Here is a 16,709-nt window from a genome sequence, read left to right as displayed (position 1 = left end):
CCGCGCCGGTCAGGGGTGCTGCGGGTCCACGTCGTCGTCGACCGGGTCCAGAGCCAATTCGTTCAACCTGCCCATGAGCAGGGGCATGCTGGTCAGCTCAATCTGTCCGGACTCCAAGTCCACCAGGGCATGGAGACCACCGAACGCGGCGGAACCGTCGGCGGGTTCGGCCACGAACAGGTAATTCCTCTCGGAGCAGCCGGTCAGGCGCACCCGGAAGGTGTCGGTTGCACCGTCACCGGACTTGGCGGCGAACAACGCGCGCGCCTTTTCGCGTGCTTCGGTGAGGTCGAGCAAGGTTCCTCCTGAGGTCAGCTCGGCATGATCCAGTCGGATGGATCACCGATCCAATCGGCATCGTCGGTGCGATAGAGAGCCGTGGTGCCGGGGGCGAGATTGTCGAAGTATCCAGAGGCATCGGCAAGCCCGGTCTGCCCGTCGAAATACTGCATGACCCCGTCCTGCTTCCTCCAGTTCCAGATGTGGCCACCGCCCATGCGCCATCCACCGTAGATGCTTCCACTCGCCCCATCGGGGAACTCATCACCCACGTTCTCGTGATAGACGTGATGCTCCACGGGCCTCCCGTCGGGCCCCCGCCAGCCCTCGGAAGGGTCACCGAAGCGTCCGGCCGGGCCACCGGTGAAGGGCCTGGCCTGAACATCCCACCCACGCATCCGGTGCTCGACCGCAACCACACAGTTGGTGCAGTTCACGTTGTAGGGGCCGGTGGGGTCCTTCGGGTCGAAATGAGGATTGGCGTTGCGGACGGCCACCTCCGGAGGTTCAGCCCCGGCCAATGGCCTGGCCTGGGGCGAATCAGGCGCATGCGCGAAAGGATTGGGATGAGCGGGCCCACTGCCCGAGGTTTTGGGTGCTGGGGTCTTGGGCGCTGGTGTTTTGAGCGCTGGTGTTTTGAGCGCTGGGGCCTCGGGGCCTGAACCGGCACGAGCACTGGTGCGTGGGGTCCGGAAGAAGTCCTTGAGCATCTTCACGATGAATCCGCCGCCCGTGGTCGGAACCTTCGGCATGTTTCCCCCTCCCCGCTCCTGACACCTGTAGCGTCGAGTCGTGCTGGAGTGAAGATAACCGGTGGCGACTCCACCGTGTTGATGATTCTCCGGGATGGTTCCGGGGTCAGGTGGCTGGTCAGTGACCCTGTTCGGCCAGGGCGGCCTGGTAGGTGGGTTCGCGGCGCTTGATACGTGTGACCACGGCGGCAGTGGCCGGGAGCGCGGCGTATTGCACGATCATCTTGTACAGGTAACCGAAGGCGGTGTAGTTGGCCCATTGGCCCACCGAGTCGATGCCGATGGCGGTGGCGGCGATGGTGCAGAACAAGATGGTGTCGGCCAGTTCACCGAGTCCGGTGGCGCTGGCCATGCGACTGATGAGGCGACGTTCGCCATCGCGACGCTTCATCCGCGTCATGATCACCGAGTTGATGGACTGGCCGACGACGTAACCCACCAGGCCGGCGAGCACGACCTGCCAGACCGGGCCGAGTGCGCCCTCGAGCGCGGCCTGCTTCTCGATGCCGTAGTCGTCGTCGAACCCCGGCAGGGCGATGATCACCGCGTAGCAGAGCACAGCGAGGAGATTGACGCCGAAGCTCATGTAGATGGCGCGACGGGCTGCCTTGAGACCGAACACTTCGCTGATCACGTCGCCCAGCACGTAGGCGAGGGGAAACAGGAAGAAGCCACCATCGGTGATGATGGGGCCGAATACGACGCCCTTGGCAGCGCCGATGCCGGAGAGGATCACCACGGCACACAGCAGTGACATCAAGATCGCGTACGTGCCCGACCCGGGGTCGGCGTAGGCGGGTGAGCGGGATTCGTTCGACGAGGTCACCGCGGGAGGATAGCCCACCACGGCATGTCGTGCTGCCTTTCGCCCTACACTGTGTCTGACTCCGGCCCCGGACGCACCGGTGCCCGCCGGATTTCTCGACATCGCCGGCACCGACGACATCGCAAGCACTACGGAGAGACAGATCAGACCGCAACAGACGACGGCCGCAGCCGGAACCATTCGGAAGATCACCGTGCCCGCCTCGATCGACATGATCAGCGTGCTCGGCCCGGGCGACGAATACCTGCGCATCCTGGAACGTGAGCTCGACGCCGACGTCCATGTCCGCGGCAATGAGATCACCTTCAGCGGAGACCCTGAGGCACTGGTGGCCGCAGCCGACGTTCTCACCGAGATGGTCGCGATCATCCGCACCGGGCAGGGACTGAGCGCAGACGCCGTCGAACGGATCCTCACCATGATGCGCACCGGCGACGAACGTCCCGCCGAGGTGCTGACACAGAACATCCTCTCCGACCGCGGCCGGACCATTCGACCCAAGACGCTCAATCAGAAGCGTTACGTCGACATGATCGACGAGCACACCGTCGTGTTCGGGATCGGGCCAGCCGGCACGGGCAAGACCTACCTGGCGATGGCCAAGGCGGTCCAGGCTCTCCAGGCCAAGATGGTCAACCGCATCATCCTGACCCGCCCGGCGGTCGAGGCGGGGGAGCGGCTCGGCTTCCTGCCGGGAACGCTTGGCGACAAGATGGATCCGTACGTGCGCCCGCTCCACGACGCGCTGCACGACATGATCGACCCCGATTCGATCCCCCGTCTGCTCACCGCTGGAACCATCGAGATCGCGCCCCTGGCCTACATGCGGGGCCGGACGCTCAACGACGCGTTCGTCATTCTCGATGAGGCCCAGAACACCTCCCCGGAGCAGATGAAGATGTTCCTCACCCGACTCGGGTTCGGCTCCAAGATGGTGGTGACCGGTGACGTGACCCAGGTCGACCTGCCCGGCGGCCAGAGGTCCGGTCTGCGCGTGGTGCAGGACATCCTCGACGACATCGACGACATCGCGTTCTGCAACCTCACCAATCTGGATGTGGTGCGCCACAAACTCGTGGGACGCATCGTCGCCGCCTATGACCGTTTCGACAGCACCCGATCAGACAGCGCCCGATCAGACAACACCAGGGAGAAGCGATGAGCGTCGACATCCAGAATGAATCCAGCGTCGAGGCCGATGAGCCAGGGCTCGTGGCACTGGCCAGGTTCGTGCTGGCCGAGATGCGCATCCACGAGGAGGCCGAGGTGTCGATCCTGCTGGTGGGCGAGGACGTGATGAGCGTCTACCACGAGAAGTGGATGGGCGAGCCCGGGCCGACCGATGTGCTGTCGTTCCCCATGGACGAGCTGCGGCCGCCGCGGCAGGACGAGGAACCACCCCTGGGCCTGCTGGGCGATGTGGTGCTCTGCCCGGCGGTGACCTCGCGTCAGGCTGCCGAGCACGGACGCCAACCCGACGCCGAGGCCGAATACCTCCTCACACACGGACTGCTGCATCTGCTCGGTTTCGACCACGGGACGCCGGAGGAGAAGCAGGAGATGTTCGGTCTCAAGGATCGTCTCCTGGCGGCGTGGGAGGAGCAACGTCCGCGGTGACGACCGTCGAATGGTTGCAGATCGGATTGGCCGGGGTGTGCGCGGTCATCGCCGCCTGTGTGGCGGCTTCCGAGGCGGCTCTGACCAGTTTCTCCCGTGCCCGCGCACAGGGGCTCGTCGATGACGGCCGCCAAGGTTCGAAGCGTCTCCTGCGGGTCGTGGAGGACCTGCCGTCCTATCTGAACGCAGCACTCTTCGTCCGGATCGGCGTCGAGCTCATCACCGTGACGCTCGTGGCCCACGTCGTGTTCGCCCACGTGGCTGAGTCGTGGTTGCCGATCGTGCTGCTGGTTGCAGGCATGTTGCTGGTGTCGTTCCTGCTGTGGGGCGTCCTGCCACGCACCCTGGGACGCCAGCACGCCGACGCGGTGGCATTGGCGGCGTCGTGGCCGTTGGTCATCATCGGCTGGGTCGTGGGTCCGTTGGTGCGCGTCCTGATCATGGTGGGCAACACCGTCACACCGGGCCACGGTTTCGCTGAGGGTCCCTTCTCGTCCGAGGCCGAACTGCGGGAGGTGTTCGACGAGGCCGCTGCTGCGGACCTGTTGGAGGCCGAGGACGCCAAGATGATCGCCTCGGTGTTCGGCCTCGGCGAGACGGTGGTGCGCAATGTCATGGTGCCGCGCACCGACATGGTCTACATCGACAGCGGCAGGAACCTTCTGGAAGGCATGGCCCTGTCCCTGCGCACCGGGTTCTCCCGCATCCCGGTGATCACCGAGAACGGCCTCGACGATGTGGTCGGGATCCTGCACGTGAAGGACCTGATGAAGCACGTGCACGACCACGCAGGGACGCAGGGGAAGGTACGTGTCGATGCCATCATGCGTGAACCCATGTGGACCCCGGAGTCGAAACCGGTCGATGACCTGCTGCGGGAGATGCAGGTGCAACGCAAACACATGGCCATCGTGGTCGATGAGTTCGACGGCACCGCCGGTCTGGTGACAATCGAGGACATCCTGGAGGAGATCGTCGGCGAGATCATCGATGAATATGACACCGAGGCGGCGCTGGCGCTGGAGCTTGCCAGCGGACGGTTTCGGGTGTCGTCGCGGCTTCCGGTCAATGACCTGGGGGAGCTGTTCGGCATCGAACTCGATGACGACGATGTCGAGACCGTGGGTGGGTTGATGGCCAAGAGGCTCGGACGGATGCCGGTGCGTGGGTCGAGCGTCGAGGTGGAGGGCATCGAGCTGACCGCTGATCGCACCGCAGGGCCGCGCCAGCGCGTGACGACGTTCTTCGCCTCGCGTGTCGACACCGACGCCGGCACCGAAGCGGCTGCGAAGATGCTCAGTGACGCGGCGGACGCCCGAGCGACCCGCTGAGAAGGACTGGAGGAACGATGGACAAGACCACTGCGAACGGCCCGGGTGAACGACACGAGGGGTTCCGGTCGGGTTTCGTGAGCTTCGTGGGTCGGCCCAATGCCGGCAAGTCGACGCTCACCAACGCGCTCGTGGGGCAGAAGGTGGCGATCACCTCGTCCAAACCACAGACGACGCGTCACGTGGTGCGCGGCATCGTCCATCGTCCCGACGCCCAGCTCGTGCTCATCGACACCCCCGGACTCCACCGGCCGCGGACGCTGCTGGGTGAACGCCTCAATGATCTGGTGCAGGAGACCTGGGCCGAGGTCGACGTGATCGGCGTGTGCCTGCCGTCGGACCAACGCGTCGGTCCAGGCGACAAGTACCTGCTGGGGGAGATCCTGAAACTGCGCAGGGTCCCCGAACTGGTGGCGATCGCGACGAAGTCCGACCTCGTCGGGCCGACACGGCTGGGGGAGCACCTGCTGAGCATCCAGAAGCTCGAGGAGGAAATCGGGCTGACGTGGCAGCACATCGTTCCGGTCTCGGCCACCGAGGGACACCAGGTGGATGTGGTCGCCGACTGCCTCATCGACCGCCTCCCCGAAGGCCCGGCCTACTATCCCGATGGCGATGTGACCGATGAGCCCACCGAACGACTCGTCGGGGAACTCATCCGAGAAGCCGCACTGGATAGCGTCCGGGAGGAACTCCCGCACTCCATCGTCGTGACGGTGGAGGAGATGGGCCTGCGCGAAGGACGCCCCGAGGACAAACCACTCGTCGATGTGTTCGCCAACCTCATCGTCGAACGCGAATCGCAGAAGGGCATCATGATCGGCCACCGCGGCTCGCACCTGCGAGAGGTGGGCCAGGCCGCCCGCCGCCAGATCGGTGCCCTGCTGGGCACCCCCGTGCACCTGGACCTCCGCGTCAAGGTGCTCAAGGAATGGCAGCGCGACGCGAAACACCTCAACCGCCTGGGTTTCTGAGTCACTGGGCTTCTGAGCCGCCCGGCGCGACGGCTCGGGCCACCAGATCGAGGTCCAAGGTTCTGGTCAGCCCGAGTCGTTCGGCGACGTCGTCATCATGCGTCACGACCATCAACGCGCCCTCGTACCGGGCCATGACATCGACGAGCCAGTCCACTGTGTCCATGTCGAGGTTGTTGGTCGGCTCATCGAGCAACAGGAGCTGCGGGGCAGGTGATGCCAACAGCGTCATGGCCACGGCGGCGCGGAAACGCTCACCTCCTGACAAGGTTGCAGGGGCGGCGAAGACCTTGTCCCCACGGAAGAGGAGACGGGCGAGCTGATCGCGCAGCCACTGTTCCTCGGCACCCGGGTTGGCGTCACGCACGGCTTCGAGCAGTGTCGACGCGTCCGGAATCGCCGGTGTCTGGGCGATGTACCCGACTCGATCGGTGCGGGCGACGACCCTGTGGGTGGCCTCCACCTGGCCCTCGGCCATGACGGCTCGAAGGAGAGTGGTCTTGCCCGAACCGTTGGATCCGGCCAGACGCCACCGCTCGGGGCCCTTGATGATCGGGTGGATGATCTCGCTGGCGAGTGGTGGCGCTTCGGGATCATCGGACGGGCATCCCACGAGATCCAGCTCCAGAACCCGTTGGCCGGGGGCAACCTGTGTGTCGGGCAGCTCGATGTGAACGGCGTCTGGGATCCAAGCCTCGAGCTCGGCCTGCTTGACAGCCTCGGCAGCCCGCATCTCCCTGTTCTGCATGGTCCCGCGCAGCGCGCCTGCCGACTGCTCGGCGGCACGCCTGCGCAGGTTCATCACCATCTTCGGCTCGCGTTTGCTCGCATGGAACGACCTTCCGCGACGCTCGTCACGGGATTGCTTGATCTCGTGCGCGATGCGTTGGCGCTTCTCCGTGGCGTGGCTGGATTTCGCCGCTCGGACACGCTGCTCGGCACGGTCCGCCGCGGCCGCACGTTCCTCGGCCCACTCGGCGTAGCCGCCCGGACGCATCGTGACCGTGGCCCCCATCGGTGTGGTGATGCCGTCGGATCGGGAACGCGCTGGTCCGGACGGGGTGAGCGCGGTGATCGAATCACACCCATCCAGCAGGGAACGGTCGTGGCTGATCGCCAGAATCGGGATACGGCCGCGTTCGCGTTCCAGCAGCTCACCCAGACGCCGTCGGGCGTCGACGTCCAGATTGTTCGTCGGTTCGTCGAGAAGGAGGGCCGCTGGTCGGCGCATCTCGATGCCGACCAGCGCGACTTGGACCGCTTCGCCACCAGAGAGTGTGCCGATGGGACGTCGAAGACCCGCTTCGGTGCTGGCGATCCGCCGCAGGCCCGCGCGGTCCAGCGCGGATCGTGCCTGCTCCTCGACGCCCCAGTCGTCACCGATCACGTCGAACAGAGCAGGGTCGATGTCCCCGCGAGCGACCGCGTCCAATGCCTCGAGTGTCTCGGTGATGCCGAGGAGGTCGGCCACCGTGGCGTCGGGGCGTAACCCGAGATCCTGTGCGAGCGCGCACAGCGGTCGAGGGACCGAGATCGTGCCGGTGCTGGGGCGGAGGTCACCGGTGACGAGCCGGGCCAGCGTGGTCTTGCCGGTGCCGTTGGATCCGATGACGCCGTGGAGACCGGCGTCGAGGCTGAGGCTGAAGGGCGCGAGGCAGGCGGTGCCGTCGGGCCAGGTGAAGGAAACGTCGGTGAAGGTGATCGTGGGCATGGAGCGTCCTCTCGAAGGGCGAGCGGACGCGTCGGCCAAAGTGGCCTCGGACGCCGGACCGCTCAGCGGATGTGGGCGAGAGGTGCGTTCTCCACGATCGAAACTTCCGTCGACGACAGGACCCGGTCATTCTAACGCGACCGCTGCGTGACCGGCGTCGCAGCATGCTGCTGGAAGCCCTAGTCTTGGACCATGTCCAAAGTCTTGACCAGTCTTCCCGTGGGGGAGCGCGTCGGTATCGCGTTCTCCGGTGGCCTCGATACGTCCGTGGCAGTCGCCTGGATGCGTGAGAAAGGCGCTGTTCCCTGCACCTATACCGCAGACATCGGCCAGTACGACGAGCCCGACATCGCCTCGGTGCCCGGGCGCGCCGAGGAATACGGGGCCGAGGTCTTCCGACTGGTCGACTGCCGTGAGCCCCTCGTGGAGGAGGGCCTGGTCGCGCTGCAGTGCGGTGCGTTCCACATCCGCTCGGGCGGCAAGATGTACTTCAACACCACGCCGCTGGGACGCGCCGTCACCGGCACCCTGCTGGTGCGCGCGATGAAGGAGGACTCCGTCGACATCTGGGGCGACGGATCCACCTACAAGGGCAACGACATCGAGCGGTTCTACCGCTACGGCCTCATGGCGAACCCGAACCTGCGCATCTACAAGCCGTGGCTCGACGCCGAGTTCGTCGAGGAACTCGGCGGACGTGACGAGATGAGCCAGTGGCTCGGCGAACGCAATCTGCCGTACCGCGACTCGCAGGAGAAGGCCTACTCGACCGACGCCAACATCTGGGGCGCGACGCATGAGGCCAAGCAACTCGAACATCTCGACCACGGGCTCGAACTCGTCGACCCCATCATGAGTGTCGCTTTCTGGCGTGATGACGTCGAGATCGCCACCGAGGACGTCACCGTCACCTTCGAGCAGGGACGCCCCGTCGCCATCAACGGCGAGACCTTCGATTCACCGGTCGCCCTGGTGCTCAAGGCCAATGAGATCGGTGGACGCCACGGTCTGGGAACCTCCGACCAGATCGAGAACCGCATCATCGAGGCCAAGTCGCGAGGCATCTACGAAGCGCCCGGCATGGCACTGCTGCACATCGCGTACGAGCGTCTGGTCAACGCGATCCACAACGAGGACACGATCGCGAACTACCACAACGAAGGACGCCGTCTGGGCCGCCTCATGTATGAGGGCCGTTGGATGGATCCGCAGGCGCTCATGCTTCGGGAATCCATCGTGCGCTGGGTTGGTTCGGCCATCACCGGTGAGGTGACGCTGCGTCTGCGTCGGGGCGATGACTACCAGTTCCTCGACACGACCGGCCCCGCCCTGAGCTATCACCCCGACAAGCTCTCGATGGAGCGCGTCGGCGACGCCGCGTTCGGCCCGGTGGAACGGATCGGACAGCTCACCATGCGCAACCTCGACATCGCCGACTCCCGGTCGCGCCTCGAGCAGTACGCGCAGCAGGGCATCGTCGGTGGCCAGACCGCCGAGCTGATGGGTGAGATGGAGGCCGGTGGCGCCCGTGCGATCGCCGGCGGTGGCGGCCCGGACGACGACCAGGAGGCCTTGGACCGGGCGGCATTCGATCTGGGCACCGACTGAGGTTTCCCGTACTCCCCGCAGGGTTCCCTCTCGGCATCCAGCGGGGCAGAATCACATACGACCACTCGATGGGCTCGGCCACCTGGCCGGGCCCATCGTTTCGACACGCGGCACCTTTCCGGGTTCCCGCTAGGACAAAACCCTAGGGATTGCCTAGGGTGCCTTGGATTTCGTTGTGGCGTTGTCGAGGTCAACGATACGGTGCAGGCACGAGGGCCGCTGTTGGCGGCGTGGTTTCAACCATGCGGGTCAGGCGAGCGACCCTCGTGCTCGGTCCAAGGTCACGCTGTGATCCGGGGCCAAGTTCATCAGGACAGTGCAGTTCGAGGAGAGACCACCTGTGATCAGAGTCGAGCCGAACGGCGTCGAGATCCCCGCCGGGGAGGACGACACCATCATGGGCGCGCTCAACAAACACGGGTACACCTTTCTCGTCGGCTGCCGTCGTGGTGGATGCGGCATCTGCAAGGTGCAGGTGCTGGAAGGAGAGATCGAGCACAACAGGCCCATCGCCGAGAGTGCTCTGAATACCGAGGAGAGGGGCGAAGGGGTCTGCTTGGGCTGCCGCGCCGTCCCTCAGGGTGATGTCAGGATCGCCCTGCTCAAGTCAGCATTGCGGGTGACGAACCCGCTGCTGCATCCACCGGCTTCCTGAACCGGTTGACGTCGATGACCGTGGTCACGACACAGTCGATGGAAATGCTCACAACAAAGGAGTAGGTAATGGGCATCCTGCGCATGGGATACATCCACACCCGGGTCACCGACCTGGCCGAGGCCAAGAACCACTACGCGAACACCCTTGGTCTGTATGAGACCCACGCCGAGGATGGCAAGGTCTGGTACAAGGGCTGGGATGAGTGGGATCACCACTCGGTCGTGCTCGAGGAGGGCGGTGTCGGCGTCGTCAAGTACGGATTCAAGGTCCAGTACCTCGAAGACATCGACCGTATCGAGAAGAAGGCACAGGACTTCGGTGCCAAGACCGAGCGCTTCAGCGCCGGCGAGGTGGCCGAGGTCGGCGACGGTCTGCGCGTCTACCCGCCGTCGGGCCACGTCTTCGAGATCTACCACGAAATGACCTCGTGGGGCCTTGAGGTCGGCACCCACAACCCCGAGGCCTTCCCGCGTCACCTCGTGGGCGTCGGCGTCCCCGGACTGGACCACTCGCTCCTCACCTGTGAGGACGTCGGTCTCATGGAGAAGTTCCTCGCCGAGGTCTTCGACTTCTACACCGCCGAGAAGGTCATGTCGTCCCTCGATGACGACGCCGACACCCTGGGCGTGTGGATGACCCCGAGCAACTCGATCCACCAGCTCGCTGTCATCGGTGGCCCGCAGGGCAAGCTGCACCACTTCGCCTTCCAGCTCGATGACTGGGCCGAGGTGCTCCGTGCGGCGGACCTGTTCACCATGGACGATGTGTCGAAGGACGTCGGCCCGACACGTCACGGCATCACCCGTGGCAAGACGGTCTACTTCTTCGACCCCGCCGGCAACCGCAACGAGGTCTTCGCCGGTGGCTACATGGCCTACCCGGACCGCCCGTGCATCATCTGGACCGCCGACCAGCTCGGCAAGGGCATCTTCTACCACGACCGTGAGCTCAACGAGCGCTTCACCACGGTCCTCACCTGATCGACGCCCCACCGACCCGATGTGCCCATCCCCGTACGGATGGGCACATCGGGTTCGGCCGGTCTCATCCCGGAGCCGGCACAACAGAACCCACCTGATCGCCCGCCCACTGAAACACGCCCAGCGTAAGGAGCCCACGTGTCCGACCTCGTTCGTCCGCAGACCCAACTGACCCGAGCCGGTGCCCGCGCCGCCATGGACGCCGCCATCGCCAAGGCCATCGAGCTGGACACCAAGATGAACGTGGCGATCTGCGACGCCGGAGGAAACCTGTTGATGTTCGAACGCATGGATGATGCCATGCTCGTCAGCAGCTCCATCGCCATCGACAAGGCCTGGACGGCGGCTTTCGGAAAGATGTCGACGCAGGACTTCTTCGACGTCGTCAACAGTGAGGACGAACTGCGCCTCAGCTTCCCGCACCGTCCCCGACTCGTGCTGTTCGGCGGAGGTGTCCCGGTCAAGGTCGACGGCCAGGTGGTCGGTGCCGTCGGCGTCTCCGGCGGAAGCGCCGAACAGGACGCCGCAGTGGCCCAGGCCGGCGCCGACGCCGTGGCGTGACCCGGCGTCCACCCACCACATCCGACCCAACGATTTCCGATCGCCGGCGACGGGCCGGCGTCTGTACAGGAGGAACACATGGCCCAGTGGGATGAGAAGAGCGTCGCCGAGGAACTCCTCGCGTGCGAGGCCGAGCGTCGTGATCGCGAACCCTTCACCGACGAGTGGCCCGAACTCGACGTCGACACCGCCTACCGCATCCAGGACGCGAACCTCGAGAAGCGCCTCGCCCGCGGCGAGAAGCTCATCGGCGTCAAGCTCGGACTCACCAGTGAGGCCAAGCAGAAGCGCATGGGGGTGTACGCGCCGTTCGTCGCGTGGCTGACCGACGACATGGTCATGGAGATCGGTGCCCCCGTGCCGCAGGCCAAGCTCATCCATCCGCGTATCGAGCCCGAGATCGTCTTCATCATGAAGGACCGGCTCGAGGGCCCGGGGGTCACGCGGGAGAGCGCCATGGCCGCTGTCGGCAGCATCCGTGGTGGAGCCGAGGTCATCGACTCGCGCTACCGCAACTTCCGGTTCAAGGCCGGCGATGTGATCGCCGACAACGCCTCCTCCGGTGCTTTCGTCATGGGTGATGAGGACTTCGCCGTCGAGGATGTCGACCTGCTGGCCGAGAAGGTCGAAGTCCACAGCGATGGAGAACTCCAGCACACCGGCACCGGTGAGGACGTGCAGGGGCACCCGGGTGAGGCCCTCGCCCTTGCCGCCAACGATCTCGCCCGCCGTGGCCTGGCGATCGAGCCCGGCATGATCGTGCTGACCGGTGGTATCACCGACGCCGTGTTCTCCCCGCCGAACAGCCGCACCGAGGTGAAGTTCTCCACCCTCGGCGAGTTCACCATCGACGGCGGCGACGAGCCCGCCAACTGAGTACCGGCCATCCCCTCAAGCGTCTACGGAAAAGAAGGAACTGTGCGCAAGGAAATCACCGTTCGAGATCTCCCGAACTTCATCAACGGACAGTACGTCGAGACCGGCAACACCTTCGATGTGCTCTACCCGATCACCGGTGAGGTGACCGCGAAGGCCCACACTGCCGGACAGGCCGAGGTCGACGCGGCCGTCGCCGCCGCTCGCGCCGCTCTCTCGGGCCCCTGGGGGCAGTTGACCACCAACGCCCGGGTCGAGATGGTCAAGGACATCGCCGCCGCGATCCGTCGTCGCTTCGATGACTTCCTCGAGGCCGAGGTGCTCGACACCGGCAAGCCGTACTCGGTCGCCAGCCACGTGGACATCCCTCGCGGTGGTGCGAACTTCGAGTCGTTCGCCGAGTCGCTGCGTGAGCACGCAACCGAGATGTTCCAGTTCGACACCCCTGACGGCCGCGGCGCCCACAACATGATGATCCGTCGCCCGCGGGGCGTCATCGGCGTCATCTCGCCGTGGAACCTCCCGCTGCTGCTCATGACCTTCAAGGTCGGGCCAGCCCTGGCCTGCGGCAACACCGTCGTGGTCAAGCCCTCGGAGGTCACCCCGTCGACCGCCACCCTGCTGGGTGAGGTCATGAACGAGGTCGGCGTTCCCGAGGGCGTCTACAACGTGGTCCACGGCTACGGTGACACCGGCGCCATGATCACCTCGCACCCCGACGTCGACGGCATCACCTTCACCGGTGAGACTGTGACCGGCTCGAAGATCCTCGAGGCCGTGGCCCCCACTCTGAAGGCCTCGTCGATGGAGATGGGCGGCAAGAACCCCGGCATCGTGTTCGAGGACGCCGACCTGGATCTCGCCATCAAGGAGCTCACTCGCTCCTGCTTCCTCAACACCGGTCAGGTGTGCCTGGGCACCGAGCGTGTCTACGTGCACGAATCGGTCTTCGACGAGGTCCGTGACCGGCTGAAGGAGGCCGCGGAGAACCTCCACTACGGCTTCCCCGATGACGAAGCCACCAACTTCGGCCCCGTGGTCTCCGACGAGCACCGCGACAAGGTGCTGTCGTACTACAAGCTCGCCGAGGAGGAGGGCGCGACCGTCGTCACCGGCGGTGGCGCACCGAAGTTCGACGACGAGCGCGACGGCGGCTCGTGGGTGCAGCCGACCATCTGGACCGGCCTCTCACACGATTCGCGCACCGCGCGTGAGGAGATCTTCGGCCCCTGCGTCGCGCTGATCCCGTTCACCGACGAGGATGAGGTCATCAAGCTCGCCAATGACACCAAGTACGGTCTCGCGGCGACCTTCTTCAGCCAGGACGTCAGCCGCGTGCACCGCGTCGCGCCCCAGCTCGAAGCCGGCATCATCTGGGTGAACAGCTGGTTCCTCCGTGACCTGCGCACTGCCTTCGGTGGCATGAAGCAGTCCGGTATCGGACGCGAGGGCGGCGTGCACGGCCTCGAGTTCTACACCGAGACCAGCAACATCTGCATCAAGTACTGAGTGTTCTGGTCCTCGGCGCGCTTCGGTGCGCCGAGGACCGGAGGCTCGACGCCTGACACCGCGCGATCCCGCAGTTCTTGGTATCCCGCAGTTCTTGGTATCCCGCGGTCCTTGGCATCCCGCAGTCCCCTACATCCCCGCACCCCTGACATCAGAGGTGCGGGGATCGTCGTTTTGAGCCTTCAACAAGCCCCACCTCTACGTTGGGCCGGGTCTGCGCGGCACAACGTAGAGGTGGGGCGCTCGTTCACTCGGACTCGTCGGTGCGCTCCTGCACATCGGCGTGTTCCTGGCGGCGTCCGGCCAGCCGGTTGCGCCGGGCGATCAACCCAGCGCCCAGGGTGGTGGCGGCGAGGGCGCCGAAGGCCAGCGTGCCGCTGGGGCCGCCGGTGCTCGGGAGACGGCCACCACCTGCAGCGGTCGTCGGCCCCGGCGTGGGTGTGGCGGACGCGATGGGGGCGCCGGTGGGGTCGAGCGTCGGCACGGGGGTGCCGCTTGGTGTGGTTGGCGCGGGGGTGCTGCTTGGTGTGGTTGGCGCGGGGGTGCTGCTTGGTGTGGTTGGCGCGGGGGTGCTGCTTGGTGTGGTTGGCGCGGGGGTGCTGCTTGGTGTGGTTGGCGCGGGGGTGCCGCTTGGTGTGGTTGGCGCGGGGGTGCCGCTTGGTGTGGTTGGCACGGGGGTGCCGCTTGGTGTGGTCGGTGCAGGGGTGCTGCTTGCCGTCGGGGCGGCCGTGATCGGTGCGGCATCACCGGTGGGCGTCGGGTTCATGGTGACGCTTGGCTCGGGGGACTGTGTGGGCGTATGGCTGGGGGTGGGCGTATGACTCGGGGTGGGCGTATGGCTGGGGGTGGCCGTTTCGCTGGGCGTCGGGGTCTGGCTCGGGACCACGCACTCGGCGATCCGTGGTTCATCGGAGCGCTCACCCACGGGGGAGTCGGCCGCGATCACCTCACGAGTGCCGGCGAGCGTCTGCCACGAGGAGGCGTGAGCGGTGGTGGCCGAATCATCCAGGCGCGGGTCGGGGTAGTCGATCCGGGGACGTGGCAGGTAGTGGTAGTCCGCCTGCACGCGTTCGGGCGTCACGTCGATGAGGGCGAATCCGTGGCCGATGCCATCGAAATGTTCCAGGGACGGGTTCAGCATCTTGAGGATGCCGCCGGCGAGTTCCACCGCACCGATGCTCAGCAGCGGCCCCTGCAGGATGCCGCGGACGATCTCGTAGAAACCATCGCTGGTCACTGACGGGCACACGAACTCGACGCCGGCGGGCGCGCCACCGTCCAGCCGTGTCGGCTCGGGGGTCTGGCTGGCGAGCGGTACCGATACGCCCGGAGGGATCGAGGCGTCGGCGGCGGTGGTCATGATCTGGCCCTCTTGGACCTCGAGCCCGAGCTCGCTGCTGTTCTTGGGCTGGACCTCGGTGCCCTCGGGCTGGTCCACCAGTGCGGTGGGGTCGGCCTCCACCGCACCGGCCTTCTCGACCGTGCCATCCATCTGTGTACCGGGGTCGCCGACGAGGTTCTCCACCCACGTGGAGTGGATGTCACCGGTGAGGATGACGGTGTCTCCATTCTCCAGAGGTTGGCTGGCCATGTGGGAGAGCAGCTGCGTCTGGTCGTGACGGTATCCGTCCCATGCATCGCCGTTGATCGCGACCGAGCCCTGTGCCAGCCCGAGGTACTGGCCGGGCCAGCCCAGCGGCGACACCATCACCTGGTTGCCCACGAGATGCCATGAACGCTGCGTGGTGATGCCGTCCTTGAGCCACTGCATCTGCTCGGGCTCCATGATGTGACGATCGGGGTCGTTGAGCTGGTCATTGACCTCCGGTGTTCCCACCAGCACGAACGAGGAGACCTGCTCGGAACGATTCTGGCGGGTCTCGACCACCGAGAGGTCGGCGAGGTCGCCGAAGGTGAACCGGCGGAAGAACTGCAGCCCCTGATGCGGAGCAGCCTGGTCGCCGGTCTCGGGCATACGGATCGGCATCCACTCCTGGTACACCTGCAGGGCCGTGGCCATCCGTGCTGCGTAGTCGCCCTCGCCGTCCTGATGGTTCTCCGCGCCGTCGGCCCAGGCGTTGTTGGTGATCTCGTGGTCATCGAAGATCGTGATGAACGGGTGACGTTGATGACACTGGCGCAGGTCGGCGTCGGCCCGGTATTGGGCGTAGCGCAGGCGGTAGTCCTCCAGCTCGCGCATCTCGCGGTCGGGCTCATGGTCACGGTCCCCGGCGAGCGCGTCAGGGCCGTAGCGGTCATCGGCATTGCCGTACTCGTACACGTAGTCGCCCAGATGCAGTACGAAGTCGATGTCGTCGCGTTCGGCGAGTGCGCGATACACGGTGAAGTAACCGCCGGTGTAGTTGGCGCATGACACCTGCGCGAACCGCAGCGCATGGGTTTCGCCGGGCTCGTCCGGGGCGGTCTGCGTGCGTCCGACGATGCTGGAATCACTGTCGGTGGAGAACTGGTACCAGTACCGGGTGTACGGATCGAGGCCGGTCACGTCGATCTTCACCGTGTGGTCGGTGGCGACATCGGTCATGACCTCACCCGAGGCGACCGGGCATGTCATCTCCTCATCGCTGCACACGGTCCACCGCACCCGCACCGGGTCACCCAGCCCGGAGCCGGGAGCGGCGACGACGCCGTCCACCGGCGCGGGGGTGGCGCGCGTCCAGATGATCACCGACGTTGCGGTCGGGTCACCGGAGGCGACGCCATAGCCGAACGTGCCCTCCGAAGCCGGTGCGGCTGCGGCCTCACGGCTGAAGGTTCGGATCGGCAGGAGCGTGCCGGCAGCGGCGGCTGCCGAGCCCCCGAGCAAGGATCGACGGCTGACATTCATGGGATTCCCTCCGGAGGGATCGCGTACTGGGGTGGGCGTGGCGCGCTGGGCGTCAATGACGACAGGGTGACCGTGCTGGGTAACGGAGCGTCAAGTCGTGGGTGAACACAACATGACAGCCGGGCCTGCAGCCGGTCTTGCCGCAGTCCGCGGAACCTTCCGGCCCGCCATAAACTGGC

Annotated in this window: 15 protein-coding genes; 10 read left to right on the top strand and 5 right to left on the bottom strand. The window is 66.0% G+C overall.

Going from position 1 to position 16,709, the window contains the following annotated elements:
• Window positions 1-9: 9 nt before the first annotated feature.
• From FB460_RS02740 to FB460_RS02730, 3 genes are all read right to left on the bottom strand, one after another.
• Entirely contained in the window at window positions 10-297 is a 288-nt protein-coding gene (locus tag FB460_RS02740; RefSeq protein WP_142092569.1) for a hypothetical protein, read from the bottom strand.
• 14 nt (window positions 298-311) lie between these two features.
• Window positions 312-1,031 carry a toxin glutamine deamidase domain-containing protein gene (locus FB460_RS02735; protein WP_142092568.1) on the bottom strand — a complete coding sequence of 240 codons (720 nt, stop codon included), beginning with the start codon at window positions 1,029-1,031 and terminating at the stop codon, window positions 312-314.
• Window positions 1,032-1,149: 118 nt separating this feature from the next.
• The gene (locus tag FB460_RS02730) at window positions 1,150-1,878 is read right to left on the bottom strand and encodes a queuosine precursor transporter (protein WP_425466952.1); all 729 of its coding nucleotides are present in this window, start codon (window positions 1,876-1,878) and stop codon (window positions 1,150-1,152) included.
• Window positions 1,879-2,068: 190 nt separating this feature from the next.
• Here FB460_RS02730 and FB460_RS02725 point away from each other — a divergent pair, with 190 nt between their 5' ends.
• Genes FB460_RS02725 through era form a run of 4 tightly spaced genes read left to right on the top strand, consistent with a single transcriptional unit; the run spans window position 2,069 to window position 5,779 of the window.
• Window positions 2,069-3,019 carry a PhoH family protein gene (locus FB460_RS02725; protein WP_142093319.1) on the top strand — a complete coding sequence of 317 codons (951 nt, stop codon included), beginning with the start codon at window positions 2,069-2,071 and terminating at the stop codon, window positions 3,017-3,019.
• Window positions 3,016-3,474, top strand: coding sequence for an rRNA maturation RNase YbeY (ybeY, locus tag FB460_RS02720; protein ID WP_142092566.1), 459 nt, complete (start codon window positions 3,016-3,018; stop codon window positions 3,472-3,474). Before FB460_RS02725 ends, ybeY begins: the two co-directional genes overlap by 4 nt.
• Window positions 3,471-4,805 carry a hemolysin family protein gene (locus FB460_RS02715; RefSeq protein WP_142092565.1) on the top strand — a complete coding sequence of 445 codons (1,335 nt, stop codon included), beginning with the start codon at window positions 3,471-3,473 and terminating at the stop codon, window positions 4,803-4,805. Before ybeY ends, FB460_RS02715 begins: the two co-directional genes overlap by 4 nt.
• A gap of 17 nt (window positions 4,806-4,822) precedes the next feature.
• Window positions 4,823-5,779 (top strand): GTPase Era, encoded by a 957-nt coding sequence (gene era / locus FB460_RS02710; protein WP_142092564.1) that lies wholly within the window; start codon window positions 4,823-4,825, stop codon window positions 5,777-5,779.
• A gap of 1 nt (window position 5,780) precedes the next feature.
• Here the strand turns inward: era and FB460_RS02705 are convergent, their stop codons facing one another.
• Window positions 5,781-7,490: an ATP-binding cassette domain-containing protein gene (locus tag FB460_RS02705; protein ID WP_142092563.1), complete on the bottom strand. Its 1,710-nt coding sequence runs from the start codon at window positions 7,488-7,490 to the stop codon at window positions 5,781-5,783.
• 192 nt (window positions 7,491-7,682) lie between these two features.
• On the opposite strand from FB460_RS02705, the gene argG reads away from it, so the two are divergent.
• The 6 genes from argG (at window position 7,683) to FB460_RS02675 (ending at window position 13,682) form a co-directional block, all read left to right on the top strand.
• Window positions 7,683-9,098: an argininosuccinate synthase gene (gene argG / locus FB460_RS02700; protein WP_142092562.1), complete on the top strand. Its 1,416-nt coding sequence runs from the start codon at window positions 7,683-7,685 to the stop codon at window positions 9,096-9,098.
• Window positions 9,099-9,438: 340 nt separating this feature from the next.
• Window positions 9,439-9,753, top strand: coding sequence for a 2Fe-2S iron-sulfur cluster-binding protein (locus FB460_RS02695; RefSeq protein WP_170209923.1), 315 nt, complete (start codon window positions 9,439-9,441; stop codon window positions 9,751-9,753).
• A 68-nt stretch (window positions 9,754-9,821) separates the two neighbouring features.
• Window positions 9,822-10,736, top strand: coding sequence for a catechol 2,3-dioxygenase (locus tag FB460_RS02690; RefSeq protein ID WP_142092560.1), 915 nt, complete (start codon window positions 9,822-9,824; stop codon window positions 10,734-10,736).
• A gap of 138 nt (window positions 10,737-10,874) precedes the next feature.
• A complete protein-coding gene (locus tag FB460_RS02685; protein WP_211345801.1) occupies window positions 10,875-11,297 on the top strand; it encodes a GlcG/HbpS family heme-binding protein in 423 nt (140 codons plus the stop codon).
• 78 nt (window positions 11,298-11,375) lie between these two features.
• Window positions 11,376-12,173: a 2-keto-4-pentenoate hydratase gene (locus FB460_RS02680; protein WP_142092559.1), complete on the top strand. Its 798-nt coding sequence runs from the start codon at window positions 11,376-11,378 to the stop codon at window positions 12,171-12,173.
• Window positions 12,174-12,215: 42 nt separating this feature from the next.
• Window positions 12,216-13,682: a 2-hydroxymuconic semialdehyde dehydrogenase gene (locus FB460_RS02675; protein WP_211345800.1), complete on the top strand. Its 1,467-nt coding sequence runs from the start codon at window positions 12,216-12,218 to the stop codon at window positions 13,680-13,682.
• 247 nt (window positions 13,683-13,929) lie between these two features.
• Here the strand turns inward: FB460_RS02675 and FB460_RS13135 are convergent, their stop codons facing one another.
• Complete coding sequence (locus FB460_RS13135) at window positions 13,930-16,530, bottom strand: alkaline phosphatase D family protein (RefSeq protein WP_211345799.1); 2,601 nt, start codon at window positions 16,528-16,530, stop codon at window positions 13,930-13,932.
• Between the last annotated feature and the right edge of the window lie 179 nt (window positions 16,531-16,709).

Source organism: Propioniferax innocua (genome assembly GCF_006716235.1).
Taxonomy (GTDB): domain Bacteria; phylum Actinomycetota; class Actinomycetes; order Propionibacteriales; family Propionibacteriaceae; genus Propioniferax; species Propioniferax innocua.
Note: the sequence above shows the minus strand (reverse complement) of the source record. Positions and strands in the feature narration are given on the sequence as shown.